Source organism: Streptomyces sp. NPDC059828 (genome assembly GCF_042731955.1).
Taxonomy (GTDB): domain Bacteria; phylum Actinomycetota; class Actinomycetes; order Streptomycetales; family Streptomycetaceae; genus Streptomyces.
Genome location: NZ_JBHWIW010000019.1, coordinates 83,872 through 99,644 on the forward strand (window position 1 = coordinate 83,872; position 15,773 = coordinate 99,644).

A 15,773-nucleotide genomic window follows, 5' to 3' on the forward strand; every position below is an offset into this window, starting at 1 on the left:
CCATAGACTGCACACGTCCAGTGCTTTTAAGCACGCGAAATCGAGTTTCGGGAGATCCCGCCGTGACCGAGCCTCTCTCCGAGCACACCGCAGATGTGATCGTCGTCGGCGCGGGCCCGGCCGGTTCCACGACCGCGTACTACCTGGCCAAGTCCGGACTCGACGTACTCCTGCTGGAGAAGACCGCGTTCCCGCGCGAGAAGGTGTGCGGTGACGGGCTCACCCCGCGTGCCACCAAGCAGCTCGTCGCCATGGGCATCGACATCTCCGAAGAGGCGGGCTGGCTGCGCAACAAGGGCCTGCGCATCATCGGCGGCGGTGTGCGCCTCCAGCTGGACTGGCCGGAGCTCGCCAGCTACCCGGACTACGGACTCGTGCGCAAGCGCGACGACTTCGACGAGCAGCTCGCCCGGCAGGCGCAGAAGGCCGGGGCGCGGCTGTACGAGCGCTGCAACGTCGGGGAGCCGGTCGTGGACGACCGCACCGGCCGTATCACCGGTGTGCACGCCAAGCTCGGCGAGGAGAAGACCCCGGTCGTCTTCCGCGCCCCGCTGGTGGTCGCGGCCGACGGCAACTCCTCCCGGCTGTCCCTGGCGATGGGCCTGCACCGCCGTGAGGACCGCCCGATGGGCGTCGCGGTCCGCACCTACTTCACCAGCCCCCGGCACGACGACGACTACCTGGAGTCCTGGCTGGAGCTGTGGGACCGCCGCGGTCCCGGCGAGGACCGGCTGCTGCCCGGCTACGGCTGGATCTTCGGCATGGGCGACGGCACCTCCAACGTGGGCCTGGGCGTGCTCAACACCTCCGCCGCCTTCAAGGACCTGGACTGGCGCGAGGTGCTCAAGGCGTGGTGCGCCTCGATGCCCGAGGAGTGGGGCTACGTCCCCGACAACATGACCGGCCCCATCCGCGGCGCCGCTCTCCCCATGGCCTTCAACCGCCAGCCCCACTACACCCGCGGCCTGCTGCTGGTCGGGGACGCGGGCGGGCTCGTCAACCCGTTCAACGGCGAGGGCATCGCCTATGCGATGGAGTCCGGGCGCATCGCCGCCGACGTCATCGTCCAGGCCCACGCCCGTGCCACCCCGGCGCAGCGCGAACTCGCCCTGCGCAACTACCCGAAGGTCCTCAAGGACACCTACGGCGGCTACTACAACCTGGGCCGCGCCTTCGTGAAGCTCATCGGCAACCCGAAGATCATGAAGATCGCGACCCAGCGCGGGCTGAGCCACCCGGTGCTGATGAAGTTCACGCTGAAGATGCTCGCCAACCTGACCGACCCGACGGGCGGCGACGCGATGGACCGGATCATCAACGGCCTCTCGAAGGTGGCGCCGAAGGCCTGAGGGGGACGTGCCGGGGCCTGGTGGTGCCGACACCAGGACCGGCACGCTCTACCCGCCCGTCCGCCGGCGCAGCCAGGGTTGCCGCCATGACCCAGCGCACCACGTTGATCACCGGCGCCACCCAGGGCATGGGCCGCGCTCTCGCTCTCGACCTCGTCCGGCGCGGCGGCACCGTCCTGCTGCACGGCCGTGATCCCGGCCGACTGGAGGCAGCGGCCACCGAAGCACGGGCCGCCGCCGCCCCCGGCACCACGATCCGCACCTACCTCGCCGACCTGTCCGACCTGGAGCAGGTGCACGCGATGGCGGACCGCATCCGTACCGCCGAGCCGCGCCTCGACGGCCTGATCAACAACGCGGTGGCGGGGGGCGGCGCCGAACCGCTCAGGCGCGAACTGAGCGGCCAGGGCCATGAACTCCGCTTCGCGGTGAACCACCTCGCCCCCTACGCCCTCACCCGCGACCTGCTGCCGCTCCTCACCGCCTCCGCTCCCGCCCGCGTGATCAACGTCGCCTCTATCGGCCAGGAGGCCATCGACTTCGACAACGTCATGCTGGAGCGCGACTACGAGGGCCTGCGCGCCTACTGCCGCAGCAAGCTGGCCCTGATCATGGCGACCTTCGAGCTGGCAGCCGAACTGCGGGGGACCGGGGTCACGGTGAACACCCTCCACCCCGCCCATCTGATGGACACCGAAGGTGTCCGCGCCTACGGCCTCACTCCCGCCGTCACCACGGACGAGGGCGTCGGGCCGACCGTGCGCCTGCTCCTCGACCCGGAGCTCGCCGCCACCACGGGCCGCTACTTCGACCAGTACGCGGACATGCGCGCCCATGCGCAGGCGTACGACCCGGAGGCCCGCAGGCGACTGATGGAGCTGACGCACGGCCTGCTCGGACAGGGCCTCGGCCCTACGGGGTGAAGACCTGTTCCAGACGGTGGATGGCGCCGTCGTCACCGAGCTCGTAGCGGAACACCAGACCGGAGTCGGGGTTCGCGTCGATCCAGTCGATCAGCTCCTGCACGCCGATCCGCTGGTTCTCGGTGCTGTCGGTGATGGGCGTGGTGGCGGTGACGTACGCGGCCTGGTCGAGCGCCCAGCGGCTGTCCTCGCCGTCGACGACGAAGGGCGCGCCGTCGGTGTCCTTGCCGGGGCATCCCCAGGCCCCGTGCTGGATGACGAGGTTGACCTTCCCGGTCGAGGCGGGGAGCTCCTCGGCACGGTAGACGGCCAGCTCATCGGGGTCGACATGGTCCGGGTCCGGCGGCTCACTGGCGCAGTCGGCGGCGGGCGTGACCGGACCGGCAGGCTTGGTACCGGGCTTCTTCGCGGGCTTACCGGCGGGCTTGGCACTGTGCTTCCCGCCGGGCTTGGCGCCGCCCGCAGCCCCGGGCGACGAGACGGCCGTCGCACCGGCGCTCGGCACGCCGGCCCCGGCGGCGGAGTCGTCGTTCTGGCACCCCGTGAGCACGGCGGCCACGGCGACTGCCGTGAGCGCGAGGACGACGGGTCTGAAGCGGTTGCCGTTGACGTTCATCTGAGACTTCCCCCCTGTGCCGGGCGGCCCCACGGCCGCACCCAGGACCGGGAACGTAGCAACGGCCTCGTCGCGACGCAGCAGGGGAAGGTCCGGTGTCACCGACCCGGGACACAGCCGTCACCGTGCCCGGACGGTCGCTCCGAGACCGTTGCGTTTCAGCGCCGCGGACCGCACACGAAAGCCGGGGCTGCGGCTCCCGAAAAGGAGTCACAGCCCCGGCTGTTGCACTATGTGCCGGATTGCCCGATCCGGCATGTTTGCGCCAGGCGCCAGGCGCCAGGCGGTCAGAGCTCAGGCCGCAGGCCTCAGAGCACGCGCACCGCGCCGCTCGCCGGGTAGCCGGAGAGGTCCTGGACGACGACGCCCTTGCTGGGGTTCGCGGCGTCGAGGTACTGGCCGTCGCCGATGTAGACGCCGACGTGGTACGCGGAGCCGGCGCCGCCCCAGTAGAGGATGTCGCCGACCTGGACGTTGTCCAGGGAGACCGGGGTGCCGGCGACGGACTGGTCCTGGGAGACGCGGGGGAGGTCCACGCCGACCTGGCGGTAGGCGGCCTGGACGAGACTGGAGCAGTCCCAGGCGTTGGGGCCGCTGGCGCCCATGACGTAGGCGTCGCCGAGCTGGGCCTTCAGGAAGGAGATGACGGTCCCGACCGAACCGGCCGGAGCGGAGATGTCGCTCTTCGACGCGGAGGCGGAGAGAGTGGTGCGCTCGGAGCTGCGGGAAGCGCGGGCCTCGGAGCGGGCGGCCTCCTCGGCCTTCTTCTCGGCCTCGGCCTTGCGGACCGCTTCGGCCTTCGCCGTCTTGGCGGCCTTGGCGGCCTTGGCGGCGGCCGCGTCTTCCTGGGTCTGCAACTCGGCGTCGAGGGCGGCGAGCTGGCTGGCCTCGGCGGAGCGGGCGACCGCGGTCGCGAGCGCCGGGGTCTCCAGAGTGAGCGCGGGCATCTCGATGGTCTCGGTCACCGGCTCGGCGTTCGCCGGCCCGGCACTACCGGCCACCGCGATGGTGCTGAGGACGCCACCGGCAACTCCGGCCCGCAGCGCGAGCTTGGAGGCGCTCTTCGGACGGGGCTTCCGGTGGCTTCGTATGTGAGCGGTGTGGGACATAGGGACAACCGGTATCAGTGACCGACGGTTCCCTTCAAGAAACGTGTGTTGCGCCACAGTTACGTTCGGAATCTCGCAATCCGCTTTCTGTGGCCCCTTATTGACGCCGTAACGGGCAAAACGGGCAGCCATGATCAGGGCTGTGATCATTGGCTTTCGGTAAAAGGTCCGGATTGCCCCGCGCTTACCACCCCTTCACACCGATGGCCAAGCCCCGAATTCCGGTGGGTGATCGCGAGTGGCGCAGGTCACAGGATGGTCACCGTCCCCGTGGCTGCGCACCCTCCGCGCGCCCACCGCTTCGCCGCCTCCCCTGAAGGGCTCGCGGCTCGTGAACGGACGCACACGTCCACTTCCGTCCGCTCGATCCCTCACGTGGGTGACGCGTCCCTCTATCACCCACTCCGGTGGCCCGCGAATTTGCCTGTACCTACCACTCCTGGTATTGGCTGCGAGCCCCTGACCAGCGGTAACTCGGTAGAAGGTGACCTCTTGTAGTCACTCGTGCGCTTCATGTGCAAGATCACCGCTCATCCATGTTCATGATCCTTCGTCAGGTGGTGGAGATCACAAAGTCGTTGTCGTACCCCGTGTCGCAGATCACAGACCTACGGGCATAAGATGCGGAGCAGTCGGGCTTGTGAACTGCCTCACATGAGCACGATCTTCTGAGGCGGCGACGCGGAGCCCGGTGCGGTCCAACGGTCAAAGACGACTGGAAGGAGCGAGGAGCGTGAATGCCTACGCGCCCATCCTTGTGCTCGGCGCCCTAGGGGCAGGCTTTGCGATCTTCTCCGTGGTCATGGCCACGCTCGTCGGCCCAAAGCGCTACAACCGGGCGAAGCTCGAGGCGTACGAATGCGGGATCGAGCCGACGCCGACACCGGCCGGAGGGGGCCGCTTCCCGATCAAGTACTACCTGACGGCGATGCTCTTCATCATCTTCGATATCGAGATCGTCTTCCTCTATCCCTGGGCGGTCAGCTTCGACGCGCTGGGGATCTTCGGGCTCGTGGAGATGCTGCTCTTCGTGCTCACCGTCTTCGTCGCCTACGCGTACGTATGGCGGCGCGGCGGCCTGGAATGGGACTGAGGGGCTGAGGGGCACACTCATGGGACTCGAAGAGAAGCTTCCGAGCGGCTTTCTGCTCACCACCGTCGAACAGGCCGCGGGCTGGGTGCGCAAGGCGTCCGTCTTCCCCGCCACCTTCGGCCTCGCATGCTGCGCCATCGAGATGATGACCACCGGTGCCGGCCGGTACGACCTGGCCCGCTTCGGTATGGAGGTCTTCCGCGGCTCACCCCGGCAGGCCGATCTGATGATCGTCGCCGGGCGGGTGAGCCAGAAGATGGCCCCGGTCCTGCGCCAGGTCTACGACCAGATGCCCAATCCCAAGTGGGTGATCTCCATGGGGGTTTGCGCATCTTCGGGCGGAATGTTCAACAATTACGCGATTGTGCAGGGCGTTGATCATATTGTTCCGGTTGACATCTATTTGCCCGGTTGTCCTCCGCGACCGGAGATGCTGATGGACGCGATCCTCAAGCTCCACCACAAGATCCAGAACTCCAAGCTCGGGGTGAACGCCCAGGAGGCGGCCCGGGAGGCGGAGGAAGCGGCCCTCAAGGCGCTGCCCATGATCGAGATGAAGGGGCTGCTCCAGTGAGTGACGCACACGACCAGCCCAACCCGGAGAAGGAGCTCTCCGAGCAGAACCTGCCCGGGCAGCGTGGTGAGCACGGCGAGGAGATCCGCGTCCAGCGCGGGATGTTCGGCGCCGACAACGGCGGAGACACCTCCGGCTACGGCGGGCTCGTACGCTCTGTACGGCTGCCGGGCGCGGCGACCCGCCCGTACGGCGGCTGGTTCGACGAGGTGGCCGACGAGCTCGAGGGTGCCCTGGAGGAACAGGGCCTCTTGCCCGAGAACGCGATCGAGAAGACCGTGGTCGACCGGGCCGAGCTCACCTTCCACGTCGCCCGTGAGCACCTCGCCCGCGTCGCCAGGACCCTGCGCGACGACCCGGCCCTGCGCTTCGAGCTCTGCACCGGCGTGAGCGGGGTGCACTACCCCGGCGACAAGGGCCGCGAGCTGCACGCCGTCTACCACCTGCGCTCGCTCACCCACGGCCGGCTGATCCGGCTGGAGGTCAGCGCCCCGGACGCGGACCCGCACGTCCCGTCCCTGGTCGAGGTCTATCCGACCAACGACTGGCACGAGCGCGAGACCTACGACTTCTTCGGTCTGGTCTTCGACGGCCACCCGGCCCTCACCCGGATCATGATGCCGGACGACTGGCAGGGCTTCCCGCAGCGCAAGGACTACCCACTCGGCGGTATCCCCGTCGAGTACAAGGGCGCCCAGATCCCGGCTCCGGACCAGCGGAGGTCGTACTCGTGACCACCCCATCCTCTGCACGCGAGACCACCGAGGGGACCGTGTACACGGTCACCGGTGGCGACTGGGACGAGATCGCCCAGAGCGCGGCCAAGGCCGACGACGAGCGCATCGTCGTCAACATGGGCCCCCAGCACCCGTCCACCCACGGAGTGCTCCGCCTCATCCTGGAGATCGACGGCGAGACCGTCACCGAGGCCCGCTGCGGCATCGGCTACCTCCACACCGGCATCGAGAAGAACCTCGAATACCGCACCTGGACACAGGGCACCACCTTCGTCACGCGCATGGACTATCTGACGCCGTTCTTCAACGAAACGGCGTACTGCCTGGCGGTCGAGAAGCTGCTCGGCATCGAGGACCAGATCCCGGACCGCGCCTCGGTCATCCGGGTGCTCCTCATGGAGCTCAACCGGCTCTCCTCCCACCTGGTGTGCATCGCCACCGGAGGCATGGAGCTGGGCGCCACCACGGTCATGATCTACGGATTCCGTGATCGTGAACTCATTCTCGACATCTTCGAACTCATCACCGGCCTGCGGATGAACCACGCGTACATCCGCCCCGGCGGACTCGCCCAGGACCTGCCACCGGGCGCCGTGGACCAGATCCGCGAGTTCGTGAAGAAGATGAAGAAGAACCTCCCGGAGTACGACAAGCTCGCCACCGGAAACCCGATCTTCAAGGGCCGGATGCAGGGCATCGGCTATCTCGACCTCACCGGCTGCATGGCGCTCGGCGCGACCGGCCCGATCCTGCGCTCCACCGGCCTGCCGCACGACCTGCGCAAGTCCGACCCCTACTGCGGCTACGAGAACTACGAGTTCGACGTGCCGACCGCCGACACCTGCGACTCGTACGGCCGCTTCCTCATCCGCCTGGAGGAGATGCGCCAGTCGCTGCGGATCATCGAGCAGTGCCTGGACCGGCTCACCCCGGGACCGGTCATGGTCGCCGACAAGAAGATCGCCTGGCCCGCGCAGCTCGCACTAGGACCCGACGGTCTCGGCAACTCCCTCGACCACATCAAGAAGATCATGGGCACGTCGATGGAGGCCCTGATCCACCACTTCAAGCTGGTGACCGAAGGCTTCCGGGTCCCGGCCGGGCAGGCGTACGCGGCGGTCGAGTCGCCCAAGGGCGAGCTCGGCGTGCATGTGGTGTCCGACGGCGGCACCCGCCCCTACCGGGTCCACTTCCGCGACCCCTCGTTCACCAATCTTCAGTCCATGGCGGCGATGTGCGAGGGCGGCCAGGTCGCCGACGTGATCGTCGCCGTCGCATCCATCGACCCCGTGATGGGAGGCGTCGACCGGTGACAGACGTCAGCTTGGGGATGCCCCAGCTCCCCGCACCCGACTATCCGGCCGACGTGCGCGCCAGGCTCGAGACCGACGCCAAGGCGATCATCGGCCGCTACCCGGACAGCCGCTCCGCGCTGCTCCCGATGCTGCACCTGGTGCAGTCGGAGGAGGGCCATGTCACCCGCACCGGGATGCGGTTCTGCGCGGAGATGCTGGATCTGACCACGGCGGAGGTCACCGCCGTCGCCACCTTCTACACCATGTACCGGCGCGGGCCTTCGGGTGACTACCAGGTCGGGGTGTGCACCAACACGCTGTGTGCGGTGATGGGCGGCGACGCCATCTTCGACGAGCTCAAGGAGCACCTCGGCGTCGGAGGCGATGGCTCCGGCATGACCACCGCGGACGGCAAGATCACCCTCGAGCACATCGAGTGCAACGCGGCCTGCGACTTCGCGCCCGTGGTGATGGTCAACTGGGAGTTCTTCGACAACCAGACGCCCGAGTCGGCCCGCAGGCTCGTGGACGACCTGAGGGCCGGCCGGACCGTCGAACCCACCCGGGGCGCCCCGCTGTGCACCTTCAAGGACACGGCCCGCATCCTGGCCGGCTTCCCCGACGAGCGCCCCGGCGCCGTCGAGGCCGGCGGCGGCGCGGGCCCGGCGTCCCTGGTCGGCCTGCGACTCGCCAAGGGCGAAGCCGCCCACCCGCGGGTGGTCCACCCGCGCGGCGCGGCACCCGCGGACGAGGCGCCGGCCGAGCACCTCAGCTCCCATGACGCACCCCAGCAGACGTCCGCTTCGGACCCCTCGCACCCCGCAGGTCCGGTCGCCGAGGGCTCCAGGGACTCCGAGGACTCCAAGAACACAAGGGATCCCAGGGACTCCCGGGATTCCAAGGACTCCAAGGAGGGGGAGTGATGACCGTGTCCACCGAGTACGGTCCGGAGGCCGGTGGCGGGACGAGCCCCGAGAAGCTGCTCGCACCCGTCCTCTCGGCCTTCTGGGACGATCCCGAGTCCTGGACCCTGGCCACCTACCGGCGCCACGAGGGCTACGAGGGCCTGCGCAAGGCCCTTGCGATGACCCCGGACGACCTCATCGCGTACATCAAGGACTCCGGACTGCGCGGCCGGGGCGGCGCGGGCTTCCCGACGGGGATGAAGTGGCAGTTCATCCCGCAGGGCGACGGCAAGCCGCACTACCTCGTCGTCAACGCCGACGAGTCCGAGCCGGGCACCTGCAAGGACATCCCGCTGCTCTTCGCCAATCCGCACTCCCTCATCGAAGGCATGGTGATCGCCTGCTACGCGATCCGCTCGACACACGCCTTCATCTATCTGCGCGGCGAGGTCGTCCCCGTACTGCGCCGACTGCACGAGGCCGTGCGCGAGGCCTATGAGGCGGGCTACCTCGGCAGGAACATCCTGGGCAGCGGGCTCGACCTCGACATCACCGTGCACGCGGGCGCCGGCGCCTACATCTGCGGCGAGGAGACCGCGCTCCTCGACTCCCTGGAAGGCAGGCGCGGCCAGCCCCGGCTGCGTCCGCCCTTCCCCGCGGTCGCCGGTCTGTACGCGTGCCCCACCGTGGTGAACAACGTCGAGTCCATCGCGTCGGTTCCGGCGATCGTGAACAGGGGCAAGGACTGGTTCCGTTCGATGGGCAGCGAGAGGTCACCCGGCTTCACGCTCTACTCCCTCAGCGGCCATGTCGCCTCCCCCGGCCAGTACGAGGCGCCGCTCGGCATCACCCTGCGCCAGCTGCTCGACATGAGCGGCGGGATGCGCCCCGGCCACCGGCTGAAGTTCTGGACCCCGGGCGGCTCGTCCACCCCGATGTTCACCGACGAGCACCTCGACGTCCCGCTCGACTACGAGGCCGTGGGCGCCGCCGGATCGATGCTCGGCACCAAGGCGCTCCAGTGCTTCGACGAGACGACCTGTGTCGTACGTGCCGTCACCCGCTGGACCGAGTTCTACGCCCATGAGTCGTGCGGCAAGTGCACGCCCTGCCGCGAGGGCACGTACTGGCTCGTCCAGCTGCTGCGCGACATCGAGGCAGGCAAGGGCTCCATGGCCGACATCGACAAGCTCGCCGACATCGCCGACAACATCAACGGCAAGTCGTTCTGCGCGCTCGGCGACGGCGCCGCCTCGCCGATCTTCTCGTCGCTCAAGTACTTCCGCGACGAGTACGAGCAGCACATCCGCGGCAGGGGCTGCCCCTTCGACCCCGCGAAGTCCACGGCCTGGGCCGACAGGGACCTGGAGGTGCCCGCATGACCGTCACCACGTCCGCCGCGTCCGCAGGCGGCGGCAACACCGCACCCCCGCCCGAGGACCTGGTCAGCCTGACCATCGACGGTGTCGAGATCAGCGTGCCCAAGGGCACCCTGGTGATCCGCGCCGCCGAACTGCTCGGAATCGAGATCCCCCGGTTCTGCGACCACCCCCTCCTCGACCCCGCCGGCGCCTGCCGGCAGTGCATCGTCGAGGTCGAGGGCCAGCGCAAGCCGATGGCCTCGTGCACCATCACCTGCACCGACGGCATGGTCGTCAGGACCCAGCTCACCTCGCCCGTCGCCGAGAAGGCACAGCAGGGCGTGATGGAGCTGCTGCTGATCAACCACCCGCTGGACTGCCCGGTCTGCGACAAGGGCGGGGAGTGCCCTCTCCAGAACCAGGCCATGTCCCACGGCCAGGCCGAGTCCAGGTTCGAGGGCAGGAAGCGCACCTATGAGAAGCCGGTCAACATCTCCACCCAGGTGCTGCTCGACCGCGAACGCTGTGTGCTGTGCGCACGCTGCACCCGGTTCTCCAACCAGGTCGCCGGCGACCCGATGATCGAACTGCTCGAACGCGGCGCGCTCCAGCAGGTCGGCACGGGCGAAGGCGATCCCTTTGAGTCGTACTTCTCCGGAAACACCATCCAGATCTGCCCGGTCGGCGCGCTGACCTCGGCCGCGTACCGGTTCCGCTCCCGGCCCTTCGACCTGGTGTCCTCGCCGTCGGTCTGCGAGCACTGTGCGGGCGGCTGCGCCACCCGCACCGACCACCGGCGCGGCAAGGTCATGCGGCGGCTCGCCGCCGACGACCCCGAGGTCAACGAGGAGTGGATCTGCGACAAGGGGCGGTTCGCCTTCCGCTACGCCCAGCAGCGCGACCGGCTCACCACCCCCCTCGTACGCAACAGGGAGACCGGCGAGCTGGAGGCCGCGAGCTGGACCGAGGCCCTGGAGGCCGCCGCCGCGGGGCTCGAGGCGGCACGCGGACGGGCTGGCGTGCTGACCGGAGGCCGGCTCACCGTCGAGGACGCCTACGCGTACGCCAAGTTCGCCCGGGTCGCCCTGGACACCAACGACATCGACTTCCGGGCGCGGGTCCACTCGTCCGAGGAGGCCGACTTCCTGGCCTCCTCGGTGGCCGGGCGGGGACGGGACCTGGTCCTGGACCGCAGGGGAGTCACCTACACGTCCCTGGAGAAGGCGCCCGCGGTACTGCTCGTGGGCTTCGAGTCCGAGGAGGAGGCGCCCGGCGTCTTCCTGCGGCTGCGCAAGGCCGCCCGCAAGCACGGCCAGCGCAGCTACGCCCTCGCCACGCACGCCACCCGAGGTCTGGTGAAGGCGTCCGGTGTACTGCTCCCCGCCGCACCCGGCACCGAGACCGAGTGGCTGAACGCCCTGGCGTCCGGCACCGGTCTCGACGCGGAGGGGTCCGCGGCGCACGAGGCACTGCGCGCCCCAGGGGCCGTGATCGTCGTGGGCGAGCGGCTCGCCGGGGTGGCCGGTGCGCTTACCGCGGCGCTCAGGGCGGCCACCGCCACCGGTGCCCAGTTGGTGTGGATCCCGCGCCGGGCCGGTGAGCGGGGCGCAGTGGAGGCGGGTGCGATCCCCTCGCTGCTGCCCGGCGGCCGTCCCGCCACCGACCCGCGCGCCCGTGAGGAGACCGCGGCGGCCTGGGGTGTACGCGAGCTCCCGCACCGCTACGGCCGCGATACCGGCCAGATCATCGAGGCCGCGGCCACGGGCGCACTCGGCGCCCTGGTCGTCGCCGGTGTGGAGGCAGCGGATCTGCCCGACCCGGCGCGGGCACGTGAGGCGCTCGACGCGGTGGGCTTCCTGGTCTCGCTGGAGCTGCGGCCGTCGGAGGTGACGGAGCGGGCCGATGTGGTCTTTCCGGTCGCCGCCGTCGTGGAGAAGTCCGGCACCTTCCTCAACTGGGAGGGCAGGGCCCGGCCCTTCGAGGCGGCTCTGAAGCCCGAGCAGATGACCCGCGCGCTGCCGCCGACGGACACCAGGGTGCTTCACATGCTCGCCGACGCGCTCGATGTGCACCTCGGGCTGCCCGATCTGCGCTCGGTGCGGCGGGAGATGGACCGGCTCGGCGCCTGGAGCGGCCCCAGGGCCTCCGAGCCCGTCGAGTCGGCAGAGCCCCTGCCCCGCCCCGGCGACGGGGAGGCGATCCTTGCCGGCCACCGGTTGCTGCTCGACCAGGGACTGCTCCAGCAGGGCGACGAGGCCCTGGCGGGCACCCGGCACGCCGCGGTGGCCCGGATCTCCGCCGCCACCGCGGCCGAGACCGGGGTCAAGGACGGCGAGCTGCTGTCCGTCACCGGACCCGCCGGGTCCGTACGGCTGCCGCTCCAGGTGACCGCGATGCCCGACCGGGTGGTCTGGCTCCCGCTCAACTCGACCGGCGGCGGTGTGCTCGGTGACACGGGCGCGGCGCCCGGCCGGCTGGTCCGTATCGGCCCCGGCGCCACGGACGGTGCCGCCGCAGGCGACGACGTACCGGAGGTGCGTGCGTGAACCCGACCCTCCTCGCGGTCGAGGACCTCTCGATGTTCGGACGGGACCCCTGGTGGCTCGTCGTCATCAAGGCGGTCTTCTGCTTCGCGTTCCTGATGCTGACGGTCCTTTTCTCCATCGTCTGGGAGCGCAAGGTCGTTGCCTGGATGCAGCTGCGCATCGGGCCCAACCGGCACGGCCCCTGGGGCCTCCTCCAGTCCCTCGCGGACGGCGTCAAGCTGATGCTCAAGGAGGACCTGATCGTCCGGCGCGCGGACAAGGTCGTCTACGTCCTCGCGCCGGTCGTCGCCGCCATCCCGGCGTTCATGGCGATCGCGGTGATCCCCTTCGGGCCCGCCAACGACGAGATCTCGATCTTCGGCCAGCGCACCACGATGCAGCTCACCGATCTGCCGATCGCGATGCTGTACATCCTCGCCGTGGCCTCGGTCGGCATCTACGGCATCGTGCTGGCGGGCTGGTCGTCCGGCTCGACGTATCCGCTGCTCGGCGGGCTGCGCTCGTGCGCGCAGATGATCTCGTACGAGATCGCCATGGGTGCGGCCTTCGCCTCCGTCTTCCTCTACTCCGGGTCGATGTCCACCTCGACCATCGTGGAGTCGCAGACGGACCGCTGGTACATCCTGCTGCTGCCGGTCTCGTTCCTCATCTACGTCGTGACGATGATCGGCGAGACCAACCGGGCGCCGTTCGACATGCCGGAGTCCGAGGGCGACCTGGTGGGCGGCTTCAACACCGAGTACTCGTCCATCAAGTTCGCGATGTTCATGCTCGCCGAGTACGTCAACATGGTCACCGTCTCGGCGGTCTCGGTCACCCTCTTCCTCGGCGGCTGGCGGGCCCCGTACCCGATCAGCTCGTTCTGGGAGGGCGCGAACCACGGCTGGTGGCCGATGCTCTGGTTCGTCATCAAGGTGCAGCTGCTGTTGTTCTTCTTCATCTGGCTGCGCGGCACGCTCCCGCGCGTCCGCTACGACCAGCTGATGAAGCTCGGCTGGAAGGTGCTCATCCCGGTCTCGGTGGTCTGGCTGATGCTCGTCGCGACCGTACGTGCGCTGCGCAACGACGGCAGGGACTTCTCGCAGATCGTGCTGTACGTGGGGGCGGCCGTACTGGCCGTGCTGCTGCTGTCCTTCGTGGTCGACCTCTTCCGGGGCAAGAAGGAGCAGTCCGACCGGGAGACGGCCGGGACCGCCGCGGCCGCCACCGCGTTCGACCCGATGGCGGGCGGATTCCCTGTGCCTCCGCTGCCCGGGCAGGAGTTGCCGCCGGTGCCCCGCAGGCGCTCGCGCCGCGACCGCGAGTTGATTGTCAGTGGCGGCGCGAATACTGACAGTGACGGTTCTCGTGACGGAAAGGAGGCTGACGGTGTCTGAGCGATCCCACGATTCCGAGAGCGCGTTCCAGAACCCGGTCGCCGGCTTCGGCGTGACCTTCAAGGCCATGTTCAAGAAGCGGCTGACCGAGCAGTATCCGGAGCAGCAGAAGACGACGGCGCCGCGCTTCCACGGCCGGCACCAGCTCAACCGGCATCCGGACGGGCTGGAGAAGTGCGTCGGCTGCGAGCTGTGCGCCTGGGCCTGTCCCGCCGACGCCATCTATGTGGAGGGCGCGGACAACACGGACGAGGAGCGCTACTCACCGGGCGAGCGGTACGGCAGGGTCTACCAGATCAACTACGCGCGCTGCATTCTGTGCGGGCTGTGCATCGAGGCCTGCCCGACCCGGGCGCTCACCATGACCAACGAGTTCGAGCTCGCCGACAGCTCCCGCGAGAACCTCATCTACACCAAGGAGCAGCTTCTCGCGGGACTTGAGCCGGGCATGGTCGAGACCCCGCACGAGATCTATCCGGGTACCGACGAGCAGGACTACTACCGGGGCCTGATCACCGGTGCCGCTGTCGGCACCGAGCGCCAGGTCGCCGTCTCCAAGGGCGAGAAGGCCGAGAGCGGCGAGAAGGGTGCGGACAACGAGCAGCAGCCAGAGGGGGTCGACGTATGAACGCCGCCACTCTCGCCGCAGCCACCTCCACCGGGGAGGCCGTGCAGTTCTGGGTGCTCGGCACGGTCGCCGTGATCGGCGCGCTGTGCACCATCCTGATGAAGAAGGCCGTCCACAGCGCGCTCTGCCTCGCCGGGACCATGATCATTCTGGCGGTCTTCTACCTCGCCAACGGGGCGTACTTCCTCGGCATCGTCCAGATCGTGGTCTACACCGGCGCGATCATGATGCTGTTCCTCTTCGTCGTCATGCTCGTCGGTGTGACGGCGGCGGACTCCCTGAAGGAGACCATCAAGGGGCAGCGCTGGTGGGCCGCGGCCTGCGGCCTCGGGTTCGGTGTGCTGCTCATCGCCGGAATCGCCAACGCCGCGCTGGGCCCCGACTCCTTCATCGGTCTCGGTGAGGCCAACGCGGGCGGCAATGTCCAGGGCATCGCCGCCCTCATCTTCACCAAGTACGTGTTCGCCTTCGAGATCACCGGTGCCCTGCTGATCTCGGCGGCGGTCGGCGCGATGGTGCTCACCCACCGCGAGCGCACCGAACGAGCCAGGACCCAGCGGGAGCTGGCCGAGCAGCGGGTCCGCGAGGCGAGCGCCCTTCCGTCGCCCGACCGCCACCCCGCATCGACGACCTACGGCTGGAAGCTTCCTACGCCGCTGCCCGCCCCTGGTGTCTACGCCCGGCACAACGCGGTGGACGTCGCCGGTCTGCTGCCGGACGGCACCCCGTCCGAGCTGACCGTCAGCAAGACCCTGCGCGCCCGCGGCCAGATCCGGGACGTGTCCGGCGAGGCGCTGAACGACCTCAGGGTGCTGGAGCAGCGCTCCGAGGAGCGGCTCGGCCGCTCCCTGGACGAGCGGCACCGGGAAGAGCACGACCGCGATGTGCGGCGCCCCGGGGGCGAGCGCGACGGAAAGCGCGACAGCCAGCGTGACGGAGAGGAGGCCAAGCGGTGAATCCGGTCAACTACATCTATCTCGCCTCACTGTTGTTCACCATCGGTGCCGCGGGCGTGCTGATCAGGCGGAACGCGATCGTGGTCTTCATGTGCGTGGAGCTGATGCTCAACGCCTGCAATCTCACGTTCGTCGCCTTCTCCCGGATGCACGGCAATCTCGACGGCCAGATCATCGCGTTCTTCACGATGGTCGTCGCCGCGGCCGAGGTCGTGGTCGGGCTCGCGATCATCGTGTTGCTGTTCCGTTCCCGCCACTCGGCCTCGGTCGACGACGCCAGCCTGATGAAGCTGTAAGGGGTCGCA

At 69.2% G+C, this 15,773-nt stretch carries 15 protein-coding genes; 13 read left to right on the forward strand and 2 right to left on the reverse strand.

Annotated elements, in window-relative coordinates; genetic code table 11:
* Positions 1 to 62: 62 nt before the first annotated feature.
* Together ACFV6V_RS14365 and ACFV6V_RS14370 are read left to right on the forward strand one after the other, a co-directional pair.
* Positions 63 to 1,349, forward strand: coding sequence for a geranylgeranyl reductase family protein (locus tag ACFV6V_RS14365; RefSeq protein WP_361283497.1), 1,287 nt, complete (start codon positions 63 to 65; stop codon positions 1,347 to 1,349).
* An 86-nt stretch (positions 1,350 to 1,435) separates the two neighbouring features.
* On the forward strand, positions 1,436 to 2,272 hold the full coding sequence (locus ACFV6V_RS14370) for an SDR family NAD(P)-dependent oxidoreductase (RefSeq protein ID WP_385563932.1): 837 nt from the start codon (positions 1,436 to 1,438) through the stop codon (positions 2,270 to 2,272).
* Here ACFV6V_RS14370 and ACFV6V_RS14375 read toward each other — a convergent pair.
* The gene (locus ACFV6V_RS14375; RefSeq protein WP_385563935.1) at positions 2,262 to 2,888 is read right to left on the reverse strand and encodes a hypothetical protein; all 627 of its coding nucleotides are present in this window, start codon (positions 2,886 to 2,888) and stop codon (positions 2,262 to 2,264) included. The genes ACFV6V_RS14370 and ACFV6V_RS14375 overlap by 11 nt on opposite strands.
* 308 nt (positions 2,889 to 3,196) lie before the next feature.
* A complete protein-coding gene (locus ACFV6V_RS14380; RefSeq protein WP_385563938.1) occupies positions 3,197 to 3,997 on the reverse strand; it encodes a C40 family peptidase in 801 nt (266 codons plus the stop codon).
* Positions 3,998 to 4,730: 733 nt separating this feature from the next.
* Between ACFV6V_RS14380 and ACFV6V_RS14385 the strand changes: the two genes are divergently transcribed.
* The 11 genes from ACFV6V_RS14385 to nuoK are packed head-to-tail and all read left to right on the forward strand — an operon-like array spanning position 4,731 to position 15,764.
* Positions 4,731 to 5,090: an NADH-quinone oxidoreductase subunit A gene (locus tag ACFV6V_RS14385; RefSeq protein WP_017948722.1), complete on the forward strand. Its 360-nt coding sequence runs from the start codon at positions 4,731 to 4,733 to the stop codon at positions 5,088 to 5,090.
* 19 nt (positions 5,091 to 5,109) lie between these two features.
* A complete protein-coding gene (locus ACFV6V_RS14390; protein WP_385563943.1) occupies positions 5,110 to 5,664 on the forward strand; it encodes a NuoB/complex I 20 kDa subunit family protein in 555 nt (184 codons plus the stop codon).
* A complete protein-coding gene (locus ACFV6V_RS14395) occupies positions 5,661 to 6,398 on the forward strand; it encodes an NADH-quinone oxidoreductase subunit C (RefSeq protein ID WP_385563946.1) in 738 nt (245 codons plus the stop codon). Before ACFV6V_RS14390 ends, ACFV6V_RS14395 begins: the two co-directional genes overlap by 4 nt.
* Positions 6,395 to 7,714 carry an NADH-quinone oxidoreductase subunit D gene (locus tag ACFV6V_RS14400; RefSeq protein WP_385563949.1) on the forward strand — a complete coding sequence of 440 codons (1,320 nt, stop codon included), beginning with the start codon at positions 6,395 to 6,397 and terminating at the stop codon, positions 7,712 to 7,714. Before ACFV6V_RS14395 ends, ACFV6V_RS14400 begins: the two co-directional genes overlap by 4 nt.
* Before the next feature lie 17 nt (positions 7,715 to 7,731).
* Positions 7,732 to 8,619, forward strand: a complete 888-nt coding sequence (nuoE, locus tag ACFV6V_RS14405) for an NADH-quinone oxidoreductase subunit NuoE (protein WP_385564021.1) — start codon at positions 7,732 to 7,734, stop codon at positions 8,617 to 8,619.
* On the forward strand, positions 8,619 to 9,983 hold the full coding sequence (nuoF, locus tag ACFV6V_RS14410; RefSeq protein WP_385563952.1) for an NADH-quinone oxidoreductase subunit NuoF: 1,365 nt from the start codon (positions 8,619 to 8,621) through the stop codon (positions 9,981 to 9,983). Before nuoE ends, nuoF begins: the two co-directional genes overlap by 1 nt.
* Complete coding sequence (locus tag ACFV6V_RS14415) at positions 9,980 to 12,508, forward strand: NADH-quinone oxidoreductase subunit G (protein ID WP_385563955.1); 2,529 nt, start codon at positions 9,980 to 9,982, stop codon at positions 12,506 to 12,508. Before nuoF ends, ACFV6V_RS14415 begins: the two co-directional genes overlap by 4 nt.
* 32 nt (positions 12,509 to 12,540) lie before the next feature.
* Positions 12,541 to 13,884 (forward strand): NADH-quinone oxidoreductase subunit NuoH, encoded by a 1,344-nt coding sequence (gene nuoH, locus ACFV6V_RS14420; RefSeq protein ID WP_385564024.1) that lies wholly within the window; start codon positions 12,541 to 12,543, stop codon positions 13,882 to 13,884.
* Positions 13,877 to 14,512 carry an NADH-quinone oxidoreductase subunit NuoI gene (gene nuoI / locus ACFV6V_RS14425; RefSeq protein ID WP_385563958.1) on the forward strand — a complete coding sequence of 212 codons (636 nt, stop codon included), beginning with the start codon at positions 13,877 to 13,879 and terminating at the stop codon, positions 14,510 to 14,512. Before nuoH ends, nuoI begins: the two co-directional genes overlap by 8 nt.
* The gene (locus ACFV6V_RS14430; protein WP_385563961.1) at positions 14,509 to 15,468 is read left to right on the forward strand and encodes an NADH-quinone oxidoreductase subunit J; all 960 of its coding nucleotides are present in this window, start codon (positions 14,509 to 14,511) and stop codon (positions 15,466 to 15,468) included. Before nuoI ends, ACFV6V_RS14430 begins: the two co-directional genes overlap by 4 nt.
* Positions 15,465 to 15,764 (forward strand): NADH-quinone oxidoreductase subunit NuoK, encoded by a 300-nt coding sequence (nuoK, locus tag ACFV6V_RS14435; RefSeq protein WP_361283475.1) that lies wholly within the window; start codon positions 15,465 to 15,467, stop codon positions 15,762 to 15,764. Before ACFV6V_RS14430 ends, nuoK begins: the two co-directional genes overlap by 4 nt.
* Positions 15,765 to 15,773 lie beyond the last annotated feature (9 nt).

Coding starts and splice junctions, on each gene's coding strand:
- nuoE (WP_385564021.1), top strand. CDS start 7,732: ATGCCCCAGCTCCCCGCACCCGACTATCCGGCCGACGTGCGCGCCAGG.
- nuoH (WP_385564024.1), top strand. CDS start 12,541: ATGTTCGGACGGGACCCCTGGTGGCTCGTCGTCATCAAGGCGGTCTTC.
- ACFV6V_RS14370 (WP_385563932.1), top strand. CDS start 1,436: ATGACCCAGCGCACCACGTTGATCACCGGCGCCACCCAGGGCATGGGC.
- ACFV6V_RS14375 (WP_385563935.1), bottom strand. CDS start 2,888: ATGAACGTCAACGGCAACCGCTTCAGACCCGTCGTCCTCGCGCTCACG.
- ACFV6V_RS14415 (WP_385563955.1), top strand. CDS start 9,980: ATGACCGTCACCACGTCCGCCGCGTCCGCAGGCGGCGGCAACACCGCA.
- ACFV6V_RS14430 (WP_385563961.1), top strand. CDS start 14,509: ATGAACGCCGCCACTCTCGCCGCAGCCACCTCCACCGGGGAGGCCGTG.
- ACFV6V_RS14390 (WP_385563943.1), top strand. CDS start 5,110: ATGGGACTCGAAGAGAAGCTTCCGAGCGGCTTTCTGCTCACCACCGTC.
- nuoF (WP_385563952.1), top strand. CDS start 8,619: ATGACCGTGTCCACCGAGTACGGTCCGGAGGCCGGTGGCGGGACGAGC.
- ACFV6V_RS14380 (WP_385563938.1), bottom strand. CDS start 3,997: ATGTCCCACACCGCTCACATACGAAGCCACCGGAAGCCCCGTCCGAAG.